The organism is Vibrio sp. B1ASS3, from assembly GCF_905175355.1.
GTDB classification, from domain to species: domain Bacteria; phylum Pseudomonadota; class Gammaproteobacteria; order Enterobacterales; family Vibrionaceae; genus Vibrio; species Vibrio owensii.
The window spans coordinates 133148-151961 of sequence record NZ_HG992742.1; the positions used below are offsets into that span (position 1 = coordinate 133148).

17 protein-coding genes and 1 riboswitch are annotated in these 18814 nt (G+C 46.3%); of the genes, 13 read left to right on the forward strand and 4 right to left on the reverse strand.

The features are described 5' to 3' along the window. Positions 1-13 precede the first annotated feature (13 nt). The 5 genes from ftsE to glpG all read left to right on the forward strand — a co-directional run bounded on the left by ftsE (position 14) and on the right by glpG (position 4252). Complete coding sequence (gene ftsE / locus KJB05_RS00655) at positions 14-688, forward strand: cell division ATP-binding protein FtsE (RefSeq protein ID WP_005438501.1); 675 nt, start codon at positions 14-16, stop codon at positions 686-688. Further along, positions 678-1646 carry a permease-like cell division protein FtsX gene (ftsX, locus tag KJB05_RS00660; protein WP_208445427.1) on the forward strand — a complete coding sequence of 323 codons (969 nt, stop codon included), beginning with the start codon at positions 678-680 and terminating at the stop codon, positions 1644-1646. The genes ftsE and ftsX overlap by 11 nt, the downstream gene beginning before the upstream one ends. A gap of 175 nt (positions 1647-1821) precedes the next feature. Then, positions 1822-2679, forward strand: a complete 858-nt coding sequence (gene rpoH, locus KJB05_RS00665; protein WP_005438499.1) for an RNA polymerase sigma factor RpoH — start codon at positions 1822-1824, stop codon at positions 2677-2679. Between the two features lie 410 nt (positions 2680-3089). After that, positions 3090-3410 carry a thiosulfate sulfurtransferase GlpE gene (gene glpE / locus KJB05_RS00670; protein WP_009701354.1) on the forward strand — a complete coding sequence of 107 codons (321 nt, stop codon included), beginning with the start codon at positions 3090-3092 and terminating at the stop codon, positions 3408-3410. Beyond that, positions 3410-4252 (forward strand): rhomboid family intramembrane serine protease GlpG, encoded by an 843-nt coding sequence (glpG, locus tag KJB05_RS00675; RefSeq protein WP_005438496.1) that lies wholly within the window; start codon positions 3410-3412, stop codon positions 4250-4252. Before glpE ends, glpG begins: the two co-directional genes overlap by 1 nt. A gap of 102 nt (positions 4253-4354) precedes the next feature. On the opposite strand, the gene KJB05_RS00680 is transcribed toward glpG, so the two are convergent. Further along, entirely contained in the window at positions 4355-4765 is a 411-nt protein-coding gene (locus tag KJB05_RS00680) for a flagellar basal body-associated protein FliL (protein WP_005438495.1), read from the reverse strand. A gap of 153 nt (positions 4766-4918) precedes the next feature. On the opposite strand from KJB05_RS00680, the gene KJB05_RS00685 reads away from it, so the two are divergent. Both KJB05_RS00685 and ubiA read left to right on the forward strand, forming a co-directional pair. Next, positions 4919-5458 (forward strand): chorismate lyase, encoded by a 540-nt coding sequence (locus KJB05_RS00685; protein WP_005438494.1) that lies wholly within the window; start codon positions 4919-4921, stop codon positions 5456-5458. Continuing rightward, positions 5459-6313 (forward strand): 4-hydroxybenzoate octaprenyltransferase, encoded by an 855-nt coding sequence (gene ubiA, locus KJB05_RS00690; RefSeq protein ID WP_005438493.1) that lies wholly within the window; start codon positions 5459-5461, stop codon positions 6311-6313. An 88-nt stretch (positions 6314-6401) separates the two neighbouring features. On the opposite strand, the gene plsB is transcribed toward ubiA, so the two are convergent. Continuing rightward, on the reverse strand, positions 6402-8828 hold the full coding sequence (gene plsB / locus KJB05_RS00695) for a glycerol-3-phosphate 1-O-acyltransferase PlsB (RefSeq protein ID WP_208445428.1): 2427 nt from the start codon (positions 8826-8828) through the stop codon (positions 6402-6404). A 368-nt stretch (positions 8829-9196) separates the two neighbouring features. Here plsB and lexA point away from each other — a divergent pair, with 368 nt between their 5' ends. The 3 genes from lexA (at position 9197) to dinF (ending at position 12497) form a co-directional block, all read left to right on the forward strand. Beyond that, positions 9197-9817 carry a transcriptional repressor LexA gene (gene lexA / locus KJB05_RS00700; protein ID WP_005438488.1) on the forward strand — a complete coding sequence of 207 codons (621 nt, stop codon included), beginning with the start codon at positions 9197-9199 and terminating at the stop codon, positions 9815-9817. 234 nt (positions 9818-10051) lie between these two features. Continuing rightward, positions 10052-10846, forward strand: a complete 795-nt coding sequence (locus KJB05_RS00705) for a class I SAM-dependent methyltransferase (RefSeq protein WP_009695929.1) — start codon at positions 10052-10054, stop codon at positions 10844-10846. Between the two features lie 307 nt (positions 10847-11153). Beyond that, positions 11154-12497, forward strand: a complete 1344-nt coding sequence (gene dinF, locus KJB05_RS00710; protein ID WP_208445429.1) for an MATE family efflux transporter DinF — start codon at positions 11154-11156, stop codon at positions 12495-12497. Between the two features lie 68 nt (positions 12498-12565). Here the strand turns inward: dinF and sthA are convergent, their stop codons facing one another. Beyond that, the gene (gene sthA, locus KJB05_RS00715; protein ID WP_012126563.1) at positions 12566-13996 is read right to left on the reverse strand and encodes a Si-specific NAD(P)(+) transhydrogenase; all 1431 of its coding nucleotides are present in this window, start codon (positions 13994-13996) and stop codon (positions 12566-12568) included. Positions 13997-14257: 261 nt separating this feature from the next. Here sthA and fabR point away from each other — a divergent pair, with 261 nt between their 5' ends. Together fabR and KJB05_RS00725 are read left to right on the forward strand one after the other, a co-directional pair. Continuing rightward, positions 14258-14899 (forward strand): HTH-type transcriptional repressor FabR, encoded by a 642-nt coding sequence (gene fabR / locus KJB05_RS00720; protein ID WP_005430912.1) that lies wholly within the window; start codon positions 14258-14260, stop codon positions 14897-14899. Next, a complete protein-coding gene (locus tag KJB05_RS00725) occupies positions 14899-15264 on the forward strand; it encodes a YijD family membrane protein (protein WP_005430908.1) in 366 nt (121 codons plus the stop codon). Before fabR ends, KJB05_RS00725 begins: the two co-directional genes overlap by 1 nt. A gap of 65 nt (positions 15265-15329) precedes the next feature. On the opposite strand, the gene trmA is transcribed toward KJB05_RS00725, so the two are convergent. Then, complete coding sequence (trmA, locus tag KJB05_RS00730; RefSeq protein ID WP_005438477.1) at positions 15330-16439, reverse strand: tRNA (uridine(54)-C5)-methyltransferase TrmA; 1110 nt, start codon at positions 16437-16439, stop codon at positions 15330-15332. A gap of 184 nt (positions 16440-16623) precedes the next feature. Next, a riboswitch (cobalamin riboswitch) is annotated at positions 16624-16826 on the forward strand. Between the two features lie 57 nt (positions 16827-16883). Here trmA and KJB05_RS00735 point away from each other — a divergent pair. Further along, entirely contained in the window at positions 16884-18758 is a 1875-nt protein-coding gene (locus KJB05_RS00735; protein WP_208445430.1) for a TonB-dependent receptor, read from the forward strand. Positions 18759-18814: the final 56 nt, after the last annotated feature.

Consider the following 18814-nt stretch of genomic DNA (forward strand, 5'->3'; position numbering starts at 1 on the left):
GAGGAAATCAACGGTGATCAAATTTCAGCAAGTGAGCAAAGCTTATCGAGGTGGTCGACAAGCCTTGCAGAAAGTCGACTTTCACCTTCGACGCGGAGAAATGGCGTTTTTAGGCGGACATTCCGGAGCAGGTAAAAGTACCTTGTTGAAACTGATATGTGCGATAGAGCGTCCAACCGATGGCAAAGTCCATTTTAATGGCCACGACATCACGCGTATCCCAAACAAAGACATTCCGTTCTTGCGTCGCAACATCGGGATTGTTTTCCAAGATCACCGTTTATTGATGGATCGCAGCGTCTTCGACAATGTCGCGCTGCCAATGCGCATCGAGTCGATTTCTGAAAACGAAATCAAACGCCGTGTTTCTGCGGCGTTGGATAAAACGGGCTTGCTTGATAAAGCCCGTTGTTTGCCAAGCCAGCTCTCGGGTGGTGAACAACAACGTGTTGGTATCGCACGCGCTGTCGTGAATCGACCAACCTTACTGGTGGCGGATGAGCCAACTGGTAACCTCGATCCAGAATTGTCTAACCGCGTGTTACGACTGTTCGAAGAATTTAACCGTGCAGGCGTAACAATCCTTCTTGCGACGCACGATATCGGGTTAGTAAACACTCGCCCACAATATCGCCATTTTGAATTGAACCAAGGCTTCCTAAGTGAGGTAGAAGACTATGGTAGGTAACAAGCGCACCCAGAAAAAAGGGAAAGGTCGCAGTGCCAAGCGTGCAAATACCGATGGTTTTTTCTCTGTCCATGCAAAACAAGCAAAATCTTCTTTTGGCGCATTATGGCGTCGTCCATTAGGTAACATTCTTACCTTAGCCGTCATCTCGGTAGCGTTAGCGATGCCGGCTTGTTTGTATTTGCTGGGTAAAAACGTGGCGAGTGCTGCGCAAGACGTCGCGTCACCATCCCAAGTCAGTGCTTACTTAGTCGAAGGCATGCCTGATGCGCGAGTGATGGTGCTAAAAGATCAGATTGAAACTTGGCCTTTGGTAAAAGAGGTGGAATATATTTCGCCGCAACAAGGTCTATCTGATTTAAGCCAATATGCCGGCTTTGACCAAGCGTTGAGCTTATTGAGTGGTTATGCGCTCCCTGGCGTGTTGGTGATTACGCCAGATTCAGAACAAAAAAGTGATATTCAGTCGCTTGCTAAAGAAGTTCGTGAGCAACAAGACGTTACCGACGTTAGGCTCGATGAAGACTGGCTAGCGCGCCTTGATGCGATAAAAACCCTTGCTAGCATTATTGTCATCACCCTGACAGTGCTGATGTTGGGTGCTGTATTTTTAATCGTCGGCAATACATTGCGCTTTAATGTGCTGGCGAACAAAGAAGAGATTCAAACCATGAAGCTGATTGGTGCAACCGACAGTTTCATTCTGCGCCCTTACTTATACACTGGCATGTGGTTCGGTGTGCTTGGGGCTAGTATTGCGTGGCTAGTGACGGCATTGATTACGGTTGTTATGAACAATGCGGTTGAGCAATTAGCCTCGCTTTACGACAGTCAATTCCGCTTGATTGGCTTGAGCTGGGATGAATCTCTGCTACTAATCATGACTGGTAGTCTATTAGGTTGTATTGCCGCTCGAGTATCCGCGCAGCGTCACCTGAAAGAAATTGAACCAGTTTAGGTGATAAAGGTCTTATAGTTGGAATTTATTAGCACAAGCTAATTTTTACCCCTTGTATAGACTATTTGTTTATGGATAATTACTCGCCCTTCTTGAAACTTGTTCATTTTGAGTTCAAGATGGCCAAGCTAAATTGCAATGTAATGCTCCAGATCAGAGATTGATGAGGAATTGAATGACAAAAGAAGCGTATCCGATGGCTCTAGTCACGCAAGATAGCCTTGATAGCTATATCCGTTCTGTAAACAGCTACCCAATGCTGACACCAGAAGAAGAGCGTGGGCTGGCAGAAAGATTACACTACAACGGTGAGATAGATGCGGCGAAAGGCCTGATCTTGTCACACCTACGATTCGTTGTTCACGTTGCTCGTGGCTACTCAGGCTATGGCTTGCCGATGGCAGACCTAGTGCAAGAGGGCAACATCGGCCTTATGAAGGCTGTTAAACGCTTCAACCCAGAAGTGGGTGTGCGTTTGGTGTCTTTCGCTGTTCACTGGATCAAAGCTGAGATCCATGAATACGTACTGCGTAACTGGCGTATCGTTAAGATCGCGACAACCAAGGCACAACGTAAGTTGTTCTTCAATCTACGTAAGTCGAAAAAGCGTCTAGGTTGGTTCAACAACGGTGAAGTTGAAACTGTTGCACGTGAGCTAGGGGTAGAGCCTTCTGAAGTTCGCGAAATGGAATCTCGTCTAGCGGCTGTAGACTCTACGTTTGATATGCCAATGGACGATGACGACAGCGCAAACTCGTACACAGCGCCAATGGTGTACCTAGAAGATAAGTCTTCTGATGTTGCCGATAACATTGAAGCTGCAAACTGGGAAACACACACCAATAACCGTCTAGGTCATGCACTTGCAAGTCTAGATGAGCGCAGCCAGCGCATTGTACGTTCTCGTTGGTTAGATGACGAGAAAGCAACTTTGCAAGACCTTGCCGATGAGTTTGGTGTTTCTGCTGAGCGTATTCGTCAGCTAGAAAAGAACGCGATGAAGAAATTGAAACTTGCTGTTGGTGAGTTCTAACTTTCGCTTCTAATCTCAAGTAAGATTTTCATAGAAAGCCGAGATCATGTGATCTCGGCTTTTTTATTTTCGATCGAAAATAGACAGCGTTTGCGATCTAATTTATCTGTGCTACCTGTGTATAACTCTGTGAAGTAATTATTCATCAACTGTTCGAAAGCCGGACAAAATAAGGCTTTGAAGCCGTTTTTGGTTTGGGGATAGTTGTGAATATACACAGTTAGATCAAGATCATTACTACATATTGTGGATCAAATGATCCAAATACACTTTATCAACGCAATTCACAGATTTATCCACAAACGGTGCGAATATGTACAGCGTTTAATGCCCTGACTATCTCTGTGTCTAAGTTTGGCTTTGGATAGGTTACAATGGCGTCAATAACGAAAACGACATAGAGAAAGTAAATGGACCAGTTTCAACATATCGATGTACAAGGCGCTCAAGCATTGCTCGAACAAGGAGAGGCAAAGCTTGTTGATATTCGTGACCCACAATCTTTTGCTGTGGCGCATGCCGAGTCCGCTTTTCATCTGACTAATGATTCGATCGTTCCTTTCATGAACGATGTGGAATTCGAGCAACCAATCTTAGTGATGTGCTACCACGGCATCAGTAGCCAAGGTGCGGCGCAATATTTGGTTAACCAAGGCTTCGAACAGGTGTACAGTGTGGATGGTGGCTTTGAAGCCTGGCAACGAGCAGAACTACCGATAGTGAGAAGTTAATGAAGAGATTGGTAACGTTAAATAATCCACGTATGGCGCAAGCCTTCATTGATTACATGGCATCGCGCAAGATAGATATCCAGATGATGCCAGAAGGTGAAGGGCAGTTTGCACTTTGGCTGGCAGACGCACAGCATGAAATTGAAGTTGAAGCAGAACTAAAGCAATTTTTAGCGAATCCATCTGCTTCGAAATACAGCGCCGCCTCGTGGGACGTTGCCGATACTCGTAAGAGTAAATTTCACTATTCCAGCCCGAGCATCATGGGCATGGTGAAAGCCAAAGCGGGCCCCGTGACCTTATTGATCATGGCCGTTTGTACAGTTATCTACTTTTTGCAGATGTTCGGTTTTGGTGATGGTGTGTTTGCTCTGCTCCATTTCCCTGCTTTTGAAGGACAACAGTGGCAGCTCTGGCGTTGGGTTAGCCATGCGCTGCTGCACTTCTCTGTGACACATATTGTGTTCAACCTCTTGTGGTGGTGGCAATTGGGCGGGGATATCGAGCGCCGTTTGAGTTCTGGTAAGTTACTGCAAATCTTCTTTATCTCTGCGGCACTATCTGGTGCTGGGCAGTTTTATGTGGAAGGAGCGAACTTCGGCGGTTTATCTGGTGTGGTTTATGCGCTGCTTGGTTACTTGTGGATCCTTGGCTACCGTTGCCCACATCTTGGTTTAACACTGCCTAAACCTATTATTGGCTTTATGTTGGTGTGGCTAGTGCTTGGTTTTGTTCAGCCATTTATGGCGATTGCCAATACGGCACACTTGGTGGGTTTGCTTTCAGGTATGGCGATTGCGCTGTTTGATTCCGGTAAGCAGAAATACCAACAAGCCTCCTGAGTTATTGATTTATAGATACCAACAAAAGACCGCCAATTGGCGGTCTTTTGTTTATCTGTCTTTCATTTATCGATATGAGTTCGTCAGCTTTAGCTGTTCACACTATTGATAAAGGTATTTGGTAAACAGCAAATCCGCAATGATGGTTTTGCCAGTCTCTGGCAGCAAAGTCTCGTTGAGCTCTTTCACCAGAGTTTTGCGCAGATCTTCACGGCCAGACAAAGACTTAATCGTATCTTCTGTTTGCTTGCCGAGAAGCTCAATCACCGCATCGCGGATCAGTGGTTGATGATGTTCTACAACCGCAAGGTCTTGTTGGCTCATGACCATGATGTCGATACGTACTTGCACATAACCCAGTTTGTTGCCTTTGGTGTAGAAGTTTGTGGTCAAATCGGGTTCTAGCGTGAAGTAGGCTAACTTAGGTGCAGCTTCTTCTGATTCAGCCCAACTTGGTGCTGAAATAAGCAGACTTAGCGCGAAAATAATTTGGGCTACATAACGTTTGTACATATTTCTAACTTTTCTTTCTCTGGATCGCGATATTCGAATCGCTTCAGTCTTGATACAATAGACCGTCTAAAACAAATAACGGAACTTACGGTTTCAATAAGACGGTAAGTTGTTGCTTTATTGTACGCATAAAGCCTCCAATTGAATACTAGTATGAATCAGCCGACATCACTCTATCTTACTTCTTTATTGGAAGTAGAGTGGCAAAACCCCGAAGATTTTGAATTCCCTAGCGAATTCGCCAAGCATTGGCTTGAAGAACAGGGCTCTTTGTCACGTCGTTTAGGTCAGCATTGCCAACGCTTAACAGTGGAATTGCTGCACAATCAGATCGTCACAGCCAAGACGTTAAAACAGGATGAGAGCCAGCTATTGTCTGAGCAAGATTGCCTACTGAGAGAGGTGATTTTATGTGGCGACAATACGGATTGGGTCATTGGCCGCACGCTCATTCCTCGTTCAACCTTGGTCGATCAACAATATGACTTAGCTCAGCAAGGAGATATCCCGCTGGGTTTAACTGTGTTCAGCGCCGATAACGTTGAACGCGATGCTCTGCAAATGGGATGGGTTACTTTGCCACAGGGCCGCTTTTTAGCGCGACGCTCAAGACTGTGGATGAATCACAAACCCATGCTGGTTGCTGAGTTATTCTTACCAAATTCACCAGTTTACGCTAAGGAGAAGGTGTAAATGTCCGCAGACAAAGCCAAAGCATATTGGCAACTGATGCGAATGGACCGCCCAATTGGCTCACTCTTGTTATTGTGGCCGACGGTTTGGGCACTTGTGATTGCCGCCCAAGGCATACCAAGTTGGAATGTACTCATCGTGTTTGTGTTAGGCGTGTTCCTAATGCGTAGCGCCGGTTGTGTGATTAACGACTTTGCCGACCGTAAAGTTGATGGGCATGTGAAACGCACCAAACAGCGTCCTTTACCATCGGGTAAAGTGACCTCGAAAGAAGCGATTGGTCTGTTTTTGGTTTTGGGTATCAGTTCTTTCTTATTAGTGCTGACCATGAACCCATTGACGATCAAGCTTTCCTTTGCGGGCATCTTTTTGGCTTTCATTTATCCATTTATGAAGCGTTACACCCATTTGCCGCAGCTGTTTTTAGGTTTGGCTTTTAGTTGGGCGATTCCGATGGCGTGGGCAGCACAAACAGGCGAATTGCCTTTGATTGTGTGGTTTGTGTTTGCGATTAATGCTTTGTGGACTATTGCTTACGACACTCAATACGCAATGGTCGACCGCGATGATGATTTAAAGATTGGTATCAAATCAACGGCTATCTTGTTTGGTCGCCACGATAAACTGGTGATTGGCGTTCTACAGTTGATTACCTTGGCGATGTTGGTGTTGCTTGGTCAGCACTATGAACTTGGCCAAAGCTACTACTGGACGATTCTGGTGGCTGCTTCATTATTTGTGTACCAGCAACATTTGATTCGCCATCGAGACCGCGACTTGTGTTTCAGAGCCTTCCTTAACAATAACTATGTCGGAATGGTGATTGCGGTCGGTCTGGTTATCGCTTTCTGGTAACGGCATAGTACAAACATTCAGATAGAAAAAAGGCATCCGATTGGATGCCTTTTGTGTTTTTGTCGAGTGGGTATCGAGCTTAAGCGAACTATGCTTGCAGCTGGTGGATACTCTCTTCGATGGTCAACTTCACTTCTGGGTAAAGCAGAGCAAACAGCAGTTTGGCAAATTGCTGTGTCTTCTCAAGATCACAGTTACCGTCGCTATCTAGGTATTGTTGCTCTTTCAGCGTATTGAACATTGCAGTAAATACACCTTTATCGAAGAACTCTGGTGCGTTGATGCCGTGCAGACGACCCAAACGCTGTGCAATATCTTGGCTCTTCTGCTCAAGGTCAGATTTACCCAGCTCTTGGTCTGCCACCAGTAGGTTCATTGCGATAGAGTAGCGTTGCAGTGTTTCTGTGATAGTACGACCCAACAGAACCAATGATTGGTTGTTTGACTGGTTAATTTCCAGTTTGTCACCATCTTGGCAAACCATCTTCTGCTCAATGAACTCGTTCAAAATCTTCACGACCAACTCGTTCAACTCTTCTTCCTTGTAGCTTAGGAACAGCTCTTTTTTCAGGAATGGGTAGATTTGAGCAACGTTTTCTTGAATCTTCTCTACGGTCACATTGCGCTGACGAATAATCATCTGAGCAATCAATGATGGTAGAGCGAACAAGTGAATGATGTTGTTGCGATAGTAAGTCATCAGAATCGACTGGCTACGATCCAGCGAAATGATGTCACCCATAGTGTCGGTTTCAATCACAAACTTATCAAGTGAAATAGCGTGATCCACCAACTCTTCAGCCGTTTCTGTTGGAACCGTTGAAGTGTTTGAGTATGGGTTGTTCTTAAGTAGGTTCAGGTAGCATTCAATCTGGTTGATCAAAGAGTCACGAGACAATGCGCGCTGACGAGAAGCCAACAGCGCGGTCGCACATAGAGTTAGTGCGTTAGTCGCTGCTGCATCGTTAATGTGCGTCATCATCTTGTTTGCCAGACCGTTCACCACAGGGTTCATCCATTGTGGTTTGCTGCCGCCCATGCGATCGATGTCTTTCGTCCACTCAGGAGCGTGTTCATTCAGGTATTGGTTTAGCTGAATTGGCTCACCGAAGTTAACGTAACCAAGACCAAAGTTGCGCAGCTTACGCAGAGTACGCAGCACAAGACCTGCGTTTTCTTTCTCTTTGCGTGAACCGCGAAGCTCTTTGGCGTAAGTACCCACTTCCATTACGTGCTCGTAACCGATGTACACAGGCACTAACGTTACTGGACGGTTTAGACCGCGTAGCATGGCTTGAATCGTCATTGCCAACATACCGGTTTTTGCTTGAAGCAGACGACCAGTACGTGAACGCCCCCCTTCACTGAAGTACTCAACCGAGTAACCTTTAGCAAACAGCTCTGATAGGTACTCACGGAAAATCGTTGAGTACAGCTTGTTGCCTTTAAAGCTACGACGAATAAAGAACGCACCACCACGACGGAAGATTGGACCCGCCGGGAAGAAGTTCAGGTTAATACCCGCAGCAATGTGCGGTGGCACCATGCCTTCATGATATAGAACGTAAGAAAGCAATAGGTAGTCCATGTGACTGCGGTGACATGGTACATACACGATCTCATGACCATCTTGCGCTAGGCGACGAACAGTCGAAGCGTTGTTGATGTGCAGACCTTGGTAAAGCTTCGTCCACAACCAGCCAAGAATACGATCGCCGTTTTTCACTAAACCATAAGAGAAGTCAGCTGCAATCTCATCCATGATGTCATGGGCTTCTTTGCGTGCTTTCTCGATAGAAATGTTTTTGCTTTGCGCTTCGTCTTCAATCGCTTTTTCAATCGCCGGCGATTTCATTAAGCGTGCAAACAGCACTTGGCGTTGAGGTAGGTTTGGACCCGATGCCGCGAGCTTCTGACGAGAGAAGTGGATACGTGCAACGCGCGCTAGCTTGTGTGCAATAGCGCTGTCGGTACCGTGAGAGTCTGCCATGTAACGCAGTGAAACCACTGGGCTAAAACGCACCAAACAGTCACGACCAGCTGCCATGACCGCTTTTGCCTTTTGCGGACCATTCATTGGTTGCAGGTACGGCTTGTGGTTTTCTTCTTTACCAGGTTTACGACCCCAAAGCACAGTTGCAGGGATCATTTGCACGTCTAACTCGCTGTCGAGTTTGTGCAGTTCTAGTAACTCTGTAAATAGAGAAACAGACTCGCTCGGTACATCGTTATCGTTGCTCATCACGGTTGGACGAGACGCGATAAACACGTAACGAGTTAATGTCTTTCCATTGATTTCCAATGGACTGAGCGGGTCAGGCAGACCAAGACTCAAAGCTTGTTTTTGCAGTGTCAGCAAATCCACGTTCGAACGGAACGGCAAGGCATACACAATCGGTTTAGTGAGGTCGATGTTGAGATCATCAATCGGATTCGATGGGATTGTGGTGCCCTTTACCATTACCGATAAAGGTAGTTTTAGTAATGAACGTGAAAATGATTGTCCAGAAGACATAAAGTTCACAGCCTCGATAGGTATTCAAACAAGCCTAACCTTATTTCAGTGTCCGCTTTGCCTTCTTCTAAAGAGAAGGTAATAGATACGGCTATAGAAATAAGCCTAGGCGATAAAATTTAAGCGCAGCAAGGATACCAGAAACTGGTCAAACCTTTTAATTTTATTGAGCGGAAATTAGTCGAACCCCTAGGTTGTTGCTTTCATTAGACGAATTGCTTAGTGCGTGTTTAAAACGCATGCTCACTTGAGGTTTGTGGATGGGATCTGAAACTGGCGCAAATAAATTAAAAAACAACCAATTGGGTTTTCATTTGTCCATTTACTGGATATACTCACAGTTAACTGTATAAAAAGACAGGTGACATATGAAGCCGTTAACGCCACGCCAACAACAAGTCTTCGATTTGATTAAAAGCAAAATCGAAGACACCGGAATGCCACCAACTCGTGCAGAGATTGCGCGTGAGCTTGGCTTCCGCTCTGCGAATGCCGCAGAAGAACACCTAAAAGCGCTTGCTCGTAAACAAGCGATTGAAATTATTCCAGGCGCATCTCGCGGGATCCGAATCCTACTCGAAGATGCGGCAAATGACGATCAAGGTCTGCCTTTGATTGGTCAGGTTGCTGCTGGTGAGCCGATTCTGGCTCAAGAGCATGTGGAGTCTCACTACCAAGTGGACCCTGCGATGTTCAAACCAAAAGCAGATTTCTTACTTCGCGTAAACGGCGAAAGTATGAAAGACATCGGTATTATGGACGGCGACTTGCTGGCTGTGCACAAAACTCAAGATGTGCGCGACGGTCAAGTTGTGGTTGCACGTGTTGACGATGATGTGACGGTGAAGCGTTTAGAGCGTAAAGGTTCTACAGTTCTACTGCATGCAGAGAATGAAGAGTTTTCACCAATCCAAGTTGACCTGACATCGCAACACCTGACGATTGAAGGTCTGGCGGTTGGCATCATCCGTAACACTGACTGGATGTAGGTTTCTTACCTCAAGCATTCTAATAAAGCCCAGCGTTCTGCTGGGCTTTGTGTTTTCTGCACTTTCTATTTCCACTTTTATTTTCTTCAAAGCATATTTCTTTTCTTCCGAGCATAGTTACGCTCGCACTGATTCAGAGCGTTTGGCTGTTGCGTTAAAACTTGCAAGTGATATTGAGATTTATTATCATCTAATTCTATTTAACCATTTTCTTTTCGGCGCAAGGAAATGCCCATGTCCAAGCCTCAACATCACGTACCCAATCATCTGTTGAAACCGTTGTTTTTGCGTAGCCGCGAAAGCTTGGTCGATAACGGCTTGGTGTACGATCCGATCGCTGCAAAAGCGTGCTTGAGCTGCAAGATGGCACCAGATTGCATCAGTGGCGACGTCGATCAGAAGCAGTTGCTGCACGTGACTTTAACTCAGCTGTGCGATCAGCAGGTTAGTCACTTTCTTCAACAACACTCAGACGCTTGGATCATTAACGTTGGTGCGGGCTTAGATACGCGTTTCTACCGTTTGGACAATGGTCGTTGTCACTGGATTGAACTGGATGTCACCGAGAATCTGGTTTGGCGTCAGCGATTGTTTCATAAAAACGAACGCTACGAGCATCGTTGTGGCAGCGTAGAAGACATGAATTGGTTAGATGAACTGCGCATTCCTGAAAAAGCACCAGTATTGATTCTGTGTGAGATGGCTTTACTCGATTGTGATGAATCGCGCGTTGCGACTTTCATCCAAACTCTGGGCCGTCATTTTGTATCGGCAGAAGTGTGCATGGTACTAGCAGGTGACTTAACCGAAAGTAAATGGGGTCAGAAGCTCGGCTCAGATACGTATGCACATGGTTTTGAAGCACCAGCACAACAAGTACTGCATTGGCTGCCATGGGCGCAATGGGTCAAAGCCTTCTCGCCATTCGACCGATTTTGCTCACGCTGGAAAGCATGGCAGCGCTGGCTGAATAAGATCCCAATGTTGAAGCATCGTCTCACGCCAGTTCTCGTTCACATCAAGTGGTAATTGGCTAGGCACGAGGGTCTGTTTACCTTTTGCGGTTAAATTTTGTTCGAGATAAAAGCGTTTTAATCGCGACGATAGGTTAGCCGCCTAGTCACTCTAAGCAATGACCTATCAACAAAGAGTAAAGCGCTTTTGGCTGAACCCTTGGGCAGCTTTGTGGCTCTCCTGTACTGAGTTGTTGTATTTCAAACTTTTTTCTTTTTTGATTGAATAGTAAGAACCCACAAACAGCTGCAAAAATAAGCTCTAAAGGTCAACAGACCCTTAGTACTCAGGTACACTCGCTGATCTAAACAACGAGGTGCCTGTGACAAACTCTATCTTCTCTCCTTTATCGAATCCTCAAGTGCATCGCCAAGTGTTAGCGCTCGCTATCCCTATGGTGCTGTCGAATATTACTGTTCCACTATTGGGCTTGGTTGACGCTGCGGTGATCGGTCACCTTGAACACGCTTGGTATCTAGGTGGTGTTGCGCTTGGTAGTACCATGATCAGTGTGACGTTTTGGTTGCTTGGCTTTTTACGTATGTCGACCACTGGATTAGCGGCGCAATCCTATGGTGGTGAAGACCGAAAACAACTTGCTTTGGTGTTTATGCAAGGCTCACTGATGGCACTGCTGTTTGCGTTAGTCTTCCTTATTGCCCATAACCCGATCGCGGATCTGATATTTGGTTGGAGTGATGCCAGTGCTGAAGTGAAGCACTACGGCATGCAATATTTCTCTATCCGAGTGTGGAGTGCCCCCGCTGCGCTGATGAACTTTGTGTTGTTGGGCTGGCTACTCGGAACGCAAAACTCCAAAGCCCCAATGTGGATGGTGATCATCACCAACGTGACCAATATTGCGCTCGATTTACTGTTTGTGATTGGTTTGGGTTGGAAAGTTGAAGGGGCAGCGCTAGCCTCAGTGATTGCTGATTACTCTGGCATGGCGTTTGGCTTGATGTGTGTATGGAGGACGTGGTGTGCCCGTCTGTTGCCATCACCTAAGAGCCTGCTAACCGATACTCAACATGGGCTAGGGCGGTTCGTAAAACTCAATCGCGATATCTTCTTACGCTCGCTATGTTTACAAGCTACGTTTAGCTTTATGACTTTCCAAGGTGCGAGCTTTGGTGATGATGTGGTTGCGGCTAATGCGGTATTGATGAGTTTCTTGATGATGATTTCCTATGGCATGGACGGATTTGCCTATGCCATGGAGGCCATGGTTGGCAAAGCGATTGGTGCCAAAGACCGAGCGCAACTCAGTGCTTCGTTGATTGGTACTTTCTTCTGGAGTCTGATCATCTGTTTAGGTTTGACTGCGGTATTTGGTTTGGCGGGATCGCACTTGATCGCCATGATCACTTCGATTGAAGCGGTGCAGCAGCAAGCTTCGGTGTATCTGCCTTGGTTGGTGATCATGCCATTAGCATCGATGTGGTGTTTCCTGTTTGATGGCATCTTTGTTGGTGCCACTAAAGGTAAAGACATGCGAAACAGTATGTTTGTGGCGACTTGCTGTTTCTTCGCGATATTCTTTTTGTTCTCTGGTTGGCAAAACCATGCGCTGTGGTTTGCGATGACCAGTTTTATGGCAATGCGAGGGATTGGACTCGGCGCTATCTTCTTCTATCAATGGCGCAAGGGAAGCTTTCTTGCCTAGTTACACATAAAAAAACAGCAGGTCGAAACCTGCTGTTTTTGCTTTTGGATCATGGCAACCCAATTGAATTAGAATAATCGGTTCAACCCGTTCAGTGCTGCTACGCGATACGCTTCTGCCATCGTCGGGTAGTTGAAGGTGGTATTGACGAAGTATTCAATCGTATTGGCTTCACCTTTTTGTTCCATGATGGCCTGACCGATGTGGATGATTTCCGCAGCGCGCTCACCAAAGCAGTGAATACCAAGAATCTCTTTGGTTTCGCGATGGAAGAGGATTTTCAAGCTGCCGATGTCTTTACCTGCAATCTGTGCACGAGCGAGATGCTTGAACGAAGAGCGTCCCACTTCGTAAGGCACTTTCGCCGCAGTCAGTTCTTGCTCGGTTTTACCCACTGAGCTGATTTCTGGAATGGTGTAGATACCCGTTGGGATGTCATCAATCAGATTGCCGTCAGCTTGTCCTTTAGTGATGGCTTGTGCCACGAAACGGCCTTGGTCATACGCTGCACTCGCTAGGCTAGGGTAGCCAATCACATCGCCGACGGCGTAGATGTGTTCTACTTCTGTACGGTAGTTACCATCCACTTTGAGCTGTCCGCGCGAATCACCTTCAAGTCCAACCGCAGGTAAGTTGAGTTTGTCTGTGTTACCCGTTCGACCGTTCGCATACAGTAGGCAGTCGGCTTTCATCTTCTTGCCAGATTGAAGATGCACGATAACACCATCTTCAGTGCCTTCGATTTTCTCGAATGTTTCATCGTTACGAATTACCACGCCACTGTTCCAGAAGTGGTAAGACAATGCATCCGAGACTTCGTTATCTAGGAAAGAGAGCAGGCGGTCACGAGTGTTAATCAAGTCGGTCTTCACACCTAAACCGCGGAAGATTGAGGCGTATTCACAACCAATCACGCCCGCACCGTAAATGATGATGTGGCGAGGATCGTGTTTCAGGCTCAGGATAGAGTCACTGTCGTAGATGCGCTCATGCAAGAAGTCGACGTCATTTGGTTGGTATGGACGAGAGCCCGTAGCGATAACAAATTTATCTGCTGAGTACACTTCTTCCGTACCGTCACTTTGCATCACCGCGATGGAGTAGTTATCGATAAAGCGCGCAGTACCAAACAACAGTGTGCATGAATTGCGGTCATAAAAGCCCTGACGAAGTCGAGTTTGCTTATCAATGACCGATTTCGCATGACCTAAAATGTCAGAAAATGTTGCATGAAGGCTGGTGTTATTACGGCAGAATAATGGGTTGCTATTGAATTCGATGATACGACTAACCGCATGACGCAATGCCTTGGATGGTATGGTTCCCCAGTGCGTACAACCGCCACCAACACTGCTTTCCTTTTCTACGATGGCAACATTCAGTCCGGCTTTGGTCAATCCCATTGCCGCCCCTTCACCGCCCGGGCCACTACCAATTACGATCACGTCATAGTGATTAGCATGCGCCATGATGTCTTCCTTGTTATATTTGCTTAACATTGCTGTAGCGGGATTTTAACTCATTTACTCTATTGGGAACACGTAATGCCTGCTAGAGAGTGGAAGTGATCACGCAGAATCGCCCAAAAGAACTAATTGGTATGCTGTATGTCTACTATTTGAAGCGAGACAATTGCAATTGGGTGCATGGCAATAGTAACGTGCTCGCCGCTTATCGGCAGATAACGTCGCTTTATACGTGGGTGCGATATGCGTTATATTGAAGCTCTCGTACCCAATAGAAAAAGAGCAAGTTAAAGAATGAAATCGATGGGAATCCGCGCGCAGCAAAAAGAAAAAACACGTCGATCGTTGATCGATGCGGCATTTAATCAACTCAGTGCGGATCGCAGCTTTTCCAATCTCAGCTTGCGTGAGGTTGCCCGAGAGGCAGGAATTGCACCGACTTCTTTTTACCGTCACTTCAAAGACATGGACGAGCTGGGCTTAACCATGGTTGATGAAGGTGGTTTGTTGTTGCGACAACTGATGCGTCAGGCGCGTCAGCGTATTGTCAAAGAAGGCAGTGTGATTCGAACTTCAGTTGAAACCTTCATGGAATTCATTGAAAGTAGTCCTAACGTTTTCCGCTTATTGTTGCGTGAGCGCTCCGGCACTTCCTCTGAATTTCGTACTGCCGTCGCTCGAGAAATTCAGCATTTTGCGGCAGAATTAACTGAGTACTTAATGAGCACCGGCATGACCAAAGAAGAGGCGTTCACTCAAGCAGAGGCGTCGGTTACTTTGGTGTTTAGCTCTGGTGCGGAAGCTTTAGATTTAGATCGACGCGAGCGCGATGAACTCGCCGAGCGATTGATCATGCAATTGCGAATGATAGCCAAAGGGGCCTATTGGTATCGCAAAGAACGTGAACGTAACCGATTAAAAGGCGGGATAGAATAATGTCGAATGGAAATAAATCTGAAAAGAAAACGCTGATTTTGGCACTGGTTGCAGGTATGTGTGGTGATGCTTTGTTGTCATGGTTGACCATGAGCGAAGTGTCTTTTTCAATCTTCCCTCTGATTGCACTCGTGCTAGCTGTACAGGCGCTGTACCAAGAATACCTTAACAACCCAGTATCAGAAGATATCCCACTTGTTGGTCTGGCGTGTTTCTTCGTAGGTGCATTTGGTCACTCTGCGTTTATTAAAGCGCAGTACCCAGAAGCAGGCTCTAACTTCTTCGCAATTCTAGTTTCAATGATTCTCCTAGCGTGGATCGGTAAGAAACTGGGTTTCATGGAAAAGAAGACCACCGCTGAATAAGCAAAACGAATCCAACAAAAAAGCGAGCCATTGAGCTCGCTTTTTTTATGCCTGAGGCTGGTGGATTACGCTTTGCGTTCCAACAGTACACCTGCTTCCATGTGGTGTGTGTAAGGGAATTGGTCAAACAGTGCAAAACGCGTCACGTTGTGGGTTTCACATAGAATGTCCAAGTTCTCTTTAAGAGTCTCTGGGTTACAAGAGATGTACATGATGCGCTCGTAGCCTTGCACCATTTTACAAGTGTCGACATCCATACCTGAACGTGGTGGATCGACAAAAATCGTATTGCAGTTGTAGCTCTTCAGATCCACACCTGCATCTTGTAGGCGGCGGAATTCACGCTTACCTTCGATTGCTTGAGTAAACTCTTCTGCTGATAGACGTAGGATTTGTACGTTATCAATCTCGTTCGCTGCGATGTTGTATTGCGCAGAAACCACAGATGGCTTCGCCAATTCAGTTGCAAGAACGCGGTCGAAGTTTTGTGCCAGCGCCAGAGAGAAGTTACCGTTACCACAGTAAAGTTCTAGTAGGTCGCCAGTGCTTTCTTGAGTGCAGTCGACTGCCCATTCCAACATCTTCTCTGCCACTTTACCGTTTGGTTGAGTGAAACTGTTTTCAACTTGTTGGTAGATGTAGCTTTGACCATTCACGTCTAGCTTCTCGATCACGTAGTCGCGGTCTAAGACAATCTTCATCTTACGAGCACGACCAATGATGTTTAGGTTGAAACCTTCATCATTCAAACGCTGCTTAAGGGCTTTCGCGTTTTCAATCCACTCTTCATCAAGCTGGCGATGGTAAAGCAGTGAAACCAGAATCTCACCGCTTAACGTCGATAGGAAATCGACTTGGAACAGTTTGCGACGTAGCGATTCGTTGTCTTTCATCGCTTCAACCAATAGTGGCATCAGGTCGTTGATCAGACGGCTTGCTGCTGGGAATTGGTCAACGCGGTATTTCTCACGAGTTTCTTGGTTGAACATGATGTAGTAAAGGTCTTCACCCTCATGCCAAACACGGAACTCAGCACGCATACGGTAGTGCTGCTCTGGTGATTCAAACACTTCCAGTTCTGGCACGTTGTATGGCGCGAACATATCAGTGAGACGTTCGACTTTTTCAGCCAGTTGTTCTTGGTAGCGTTGTGGATTTACATCAAGAGTAGCCATGATCTTACCTTTTATGGTGCATTCAATTTAAGAGCGCAGATTTTATTCAATCTCAATAGGATGTCCAGTTTTGTGCCCCAATTGATTTAAAGATAGTGTGTTCTGTGTCAGTTGAGGGCGAAATGAACCAAAACGTTACAATTGTTAGGGCTAATATTGGCTGGACAAATAATCAATAGCTTAATAGTATTTGCCCCAAGCTGGTGCTATCTAGCAATCTAGATGGCTGAAATGGGAATCTGGTGGAAATCCAGAACTGACGCGCAGCGGTAAAAGAGAACGAACGCTCATTAAGACACTGCATTAGTTTATGTGGGAAGTCGAGCAAGTAGGATGGTATAACCTCGCTCTTCAGTCCGAATACCTGCCAGCAACTGAGCCACAGCACTGGACTGCTCAATACGAGTAGGGCTCAGTAGGAATTACGCGACTTAGGACAATACAATGAGAAAAACATTTCTTGCGATCACGTGTGCATCGCTGCTTTCACCTACCTTTTATTTACAGGCCCAAGAAGCCTCCGTAGACGAAACGGTTGTCGTTACTGCAAACCGATTCAAACAAGTTGATGGTGCGGTTCTCGCACAAACCGTTACGGTAACCAAAGAAGATATCAAACGCCTTCAGGCTGATAGCTTGTTTGATGTATTCCGAACTTTACCGAGTATCGAAGTTGCCCAATACGGCGGTCGTGGTCAAAGTGCTTCGCTGTTTGTTCGTGGTGGCAGTTCATCTCAGGTACTCGTTTTGGTTGATGGGGTTCGTATGCCTCGTGCAATCATGGGTGGCATCGACTTCAACCAATTTCCAATTAACTCTATTGAACGTGTCGACTACATTCGTGGTGCGCGTGCCTCTATTTATGGTTCGGAAGCGATTTCTGGTGTAATCAACATTATTACTCGTGCAGACATTGATAATGACGCGAGCCGTGTCTCGGCAGGGTATGGGTCGGAGAATCACAAGAAAGGCACGTTTGTTGTCTCTAAGCCCGTAGGTGACGGTAAACACTTTAAGGGTGTGCTCGGTTACGAGAAAACAGATGGTTTTAACGTTAAACCTCTACCGGGTGTGAACGATGGTGACGAGCACGGCTTTGAAACGCTCAACCTTAAACTAGGCTACCAACAAAACTTCTCTGAGAACTTATCTGGTTACGTTGGGTTGAGTGCTTACGACAATGAATATGACTACGACAATAGTAGCTATGGCAACCCAGCTTGGGGCACGGTTGATAAGCACGAAAAGAAAACCGGTGAAGTAGAATATGTCGGCGCGGACTTGTCGTTGGAATACAACAAAGACGTTTACTCATCTGAACTGAAGTTGGCGTATGGTCAACAAGACAACTACGACCATAAATCAGGTCAAAGTAAAACGACGGGCGATCATGTTGCTATTGAGCAGTTCAATGCGATTTGGTTGAACTCGTACAGTGTTACCGAGGAACTGAGTGTTGGTGGTGGTTTGGATTACCGTACAGAGAAGCTCGCGAAGGGCTATATCGCACCAAGTGATTGGGGACCTTCCCAGAGTTACGATCCAGAAAAGAACCCAAGAACCAACTTCGGTGTTAGCGCTATTGCTCAATACGCTTATGACGTATGGACATTAGAAGCAAGCGTACGTAATGACGACAACAACCAGTTTGGTAACAACACCACGTGGCAAACTGCTGCGGGTTGGACGTTTTACGAAGGTTACGAGTTAACGCTGAGCCACGGCACCGCTTTTCGCGCGCCGAGTTTTGTTGACTTGTACTATCCGGGGTACGAAATGCCAAACCTAAAACCGGAAGAGTCAGAAAACACGGAGATCTCTGTCTCTGGAGGCGTATCAGTTGTTGATTGGACGGTGACGGGTTACTACAACCAAATTGAAAACATGTTGATTTGGGAAGGCTCTGGCATGCAAAACGTTGGTGAAGCCGAGATCAAAGGTGTCGAACTAGAAGTGAAACTCGATACAGATATCGTATCTCATGAGTTCTACCTAGATTATAAAGACCCTGTCGATAAGTCTGGTGCAGAAGATACCCAACTAGCATACCGCTCTAAGCGTGGTGCTAAGTGGAACGCTTACGCGACGTTTGACCAATGGACGTTGGGCTCGCAGTACCTTTATCAAGGTGAGCGCTTTAATGGCAACACAAGACTGCCTAGCTACAGCCTATGGAACTTCACTGCGTCTTATGCTGTGAACCAAGACTGGGATGTGAATGCGAAACTAAGCAACGCCTTTGATAAAGATTACGAGATGTACACTGGTTACGCTACACCAGGGCGTCAGTACTTTGTCTCTGCGGATTACCGCTTCTAATTGATTCCAACAAGACCGCCACATCGGCGGTCTTTCTTATTGTGAGTCAGGTCCGA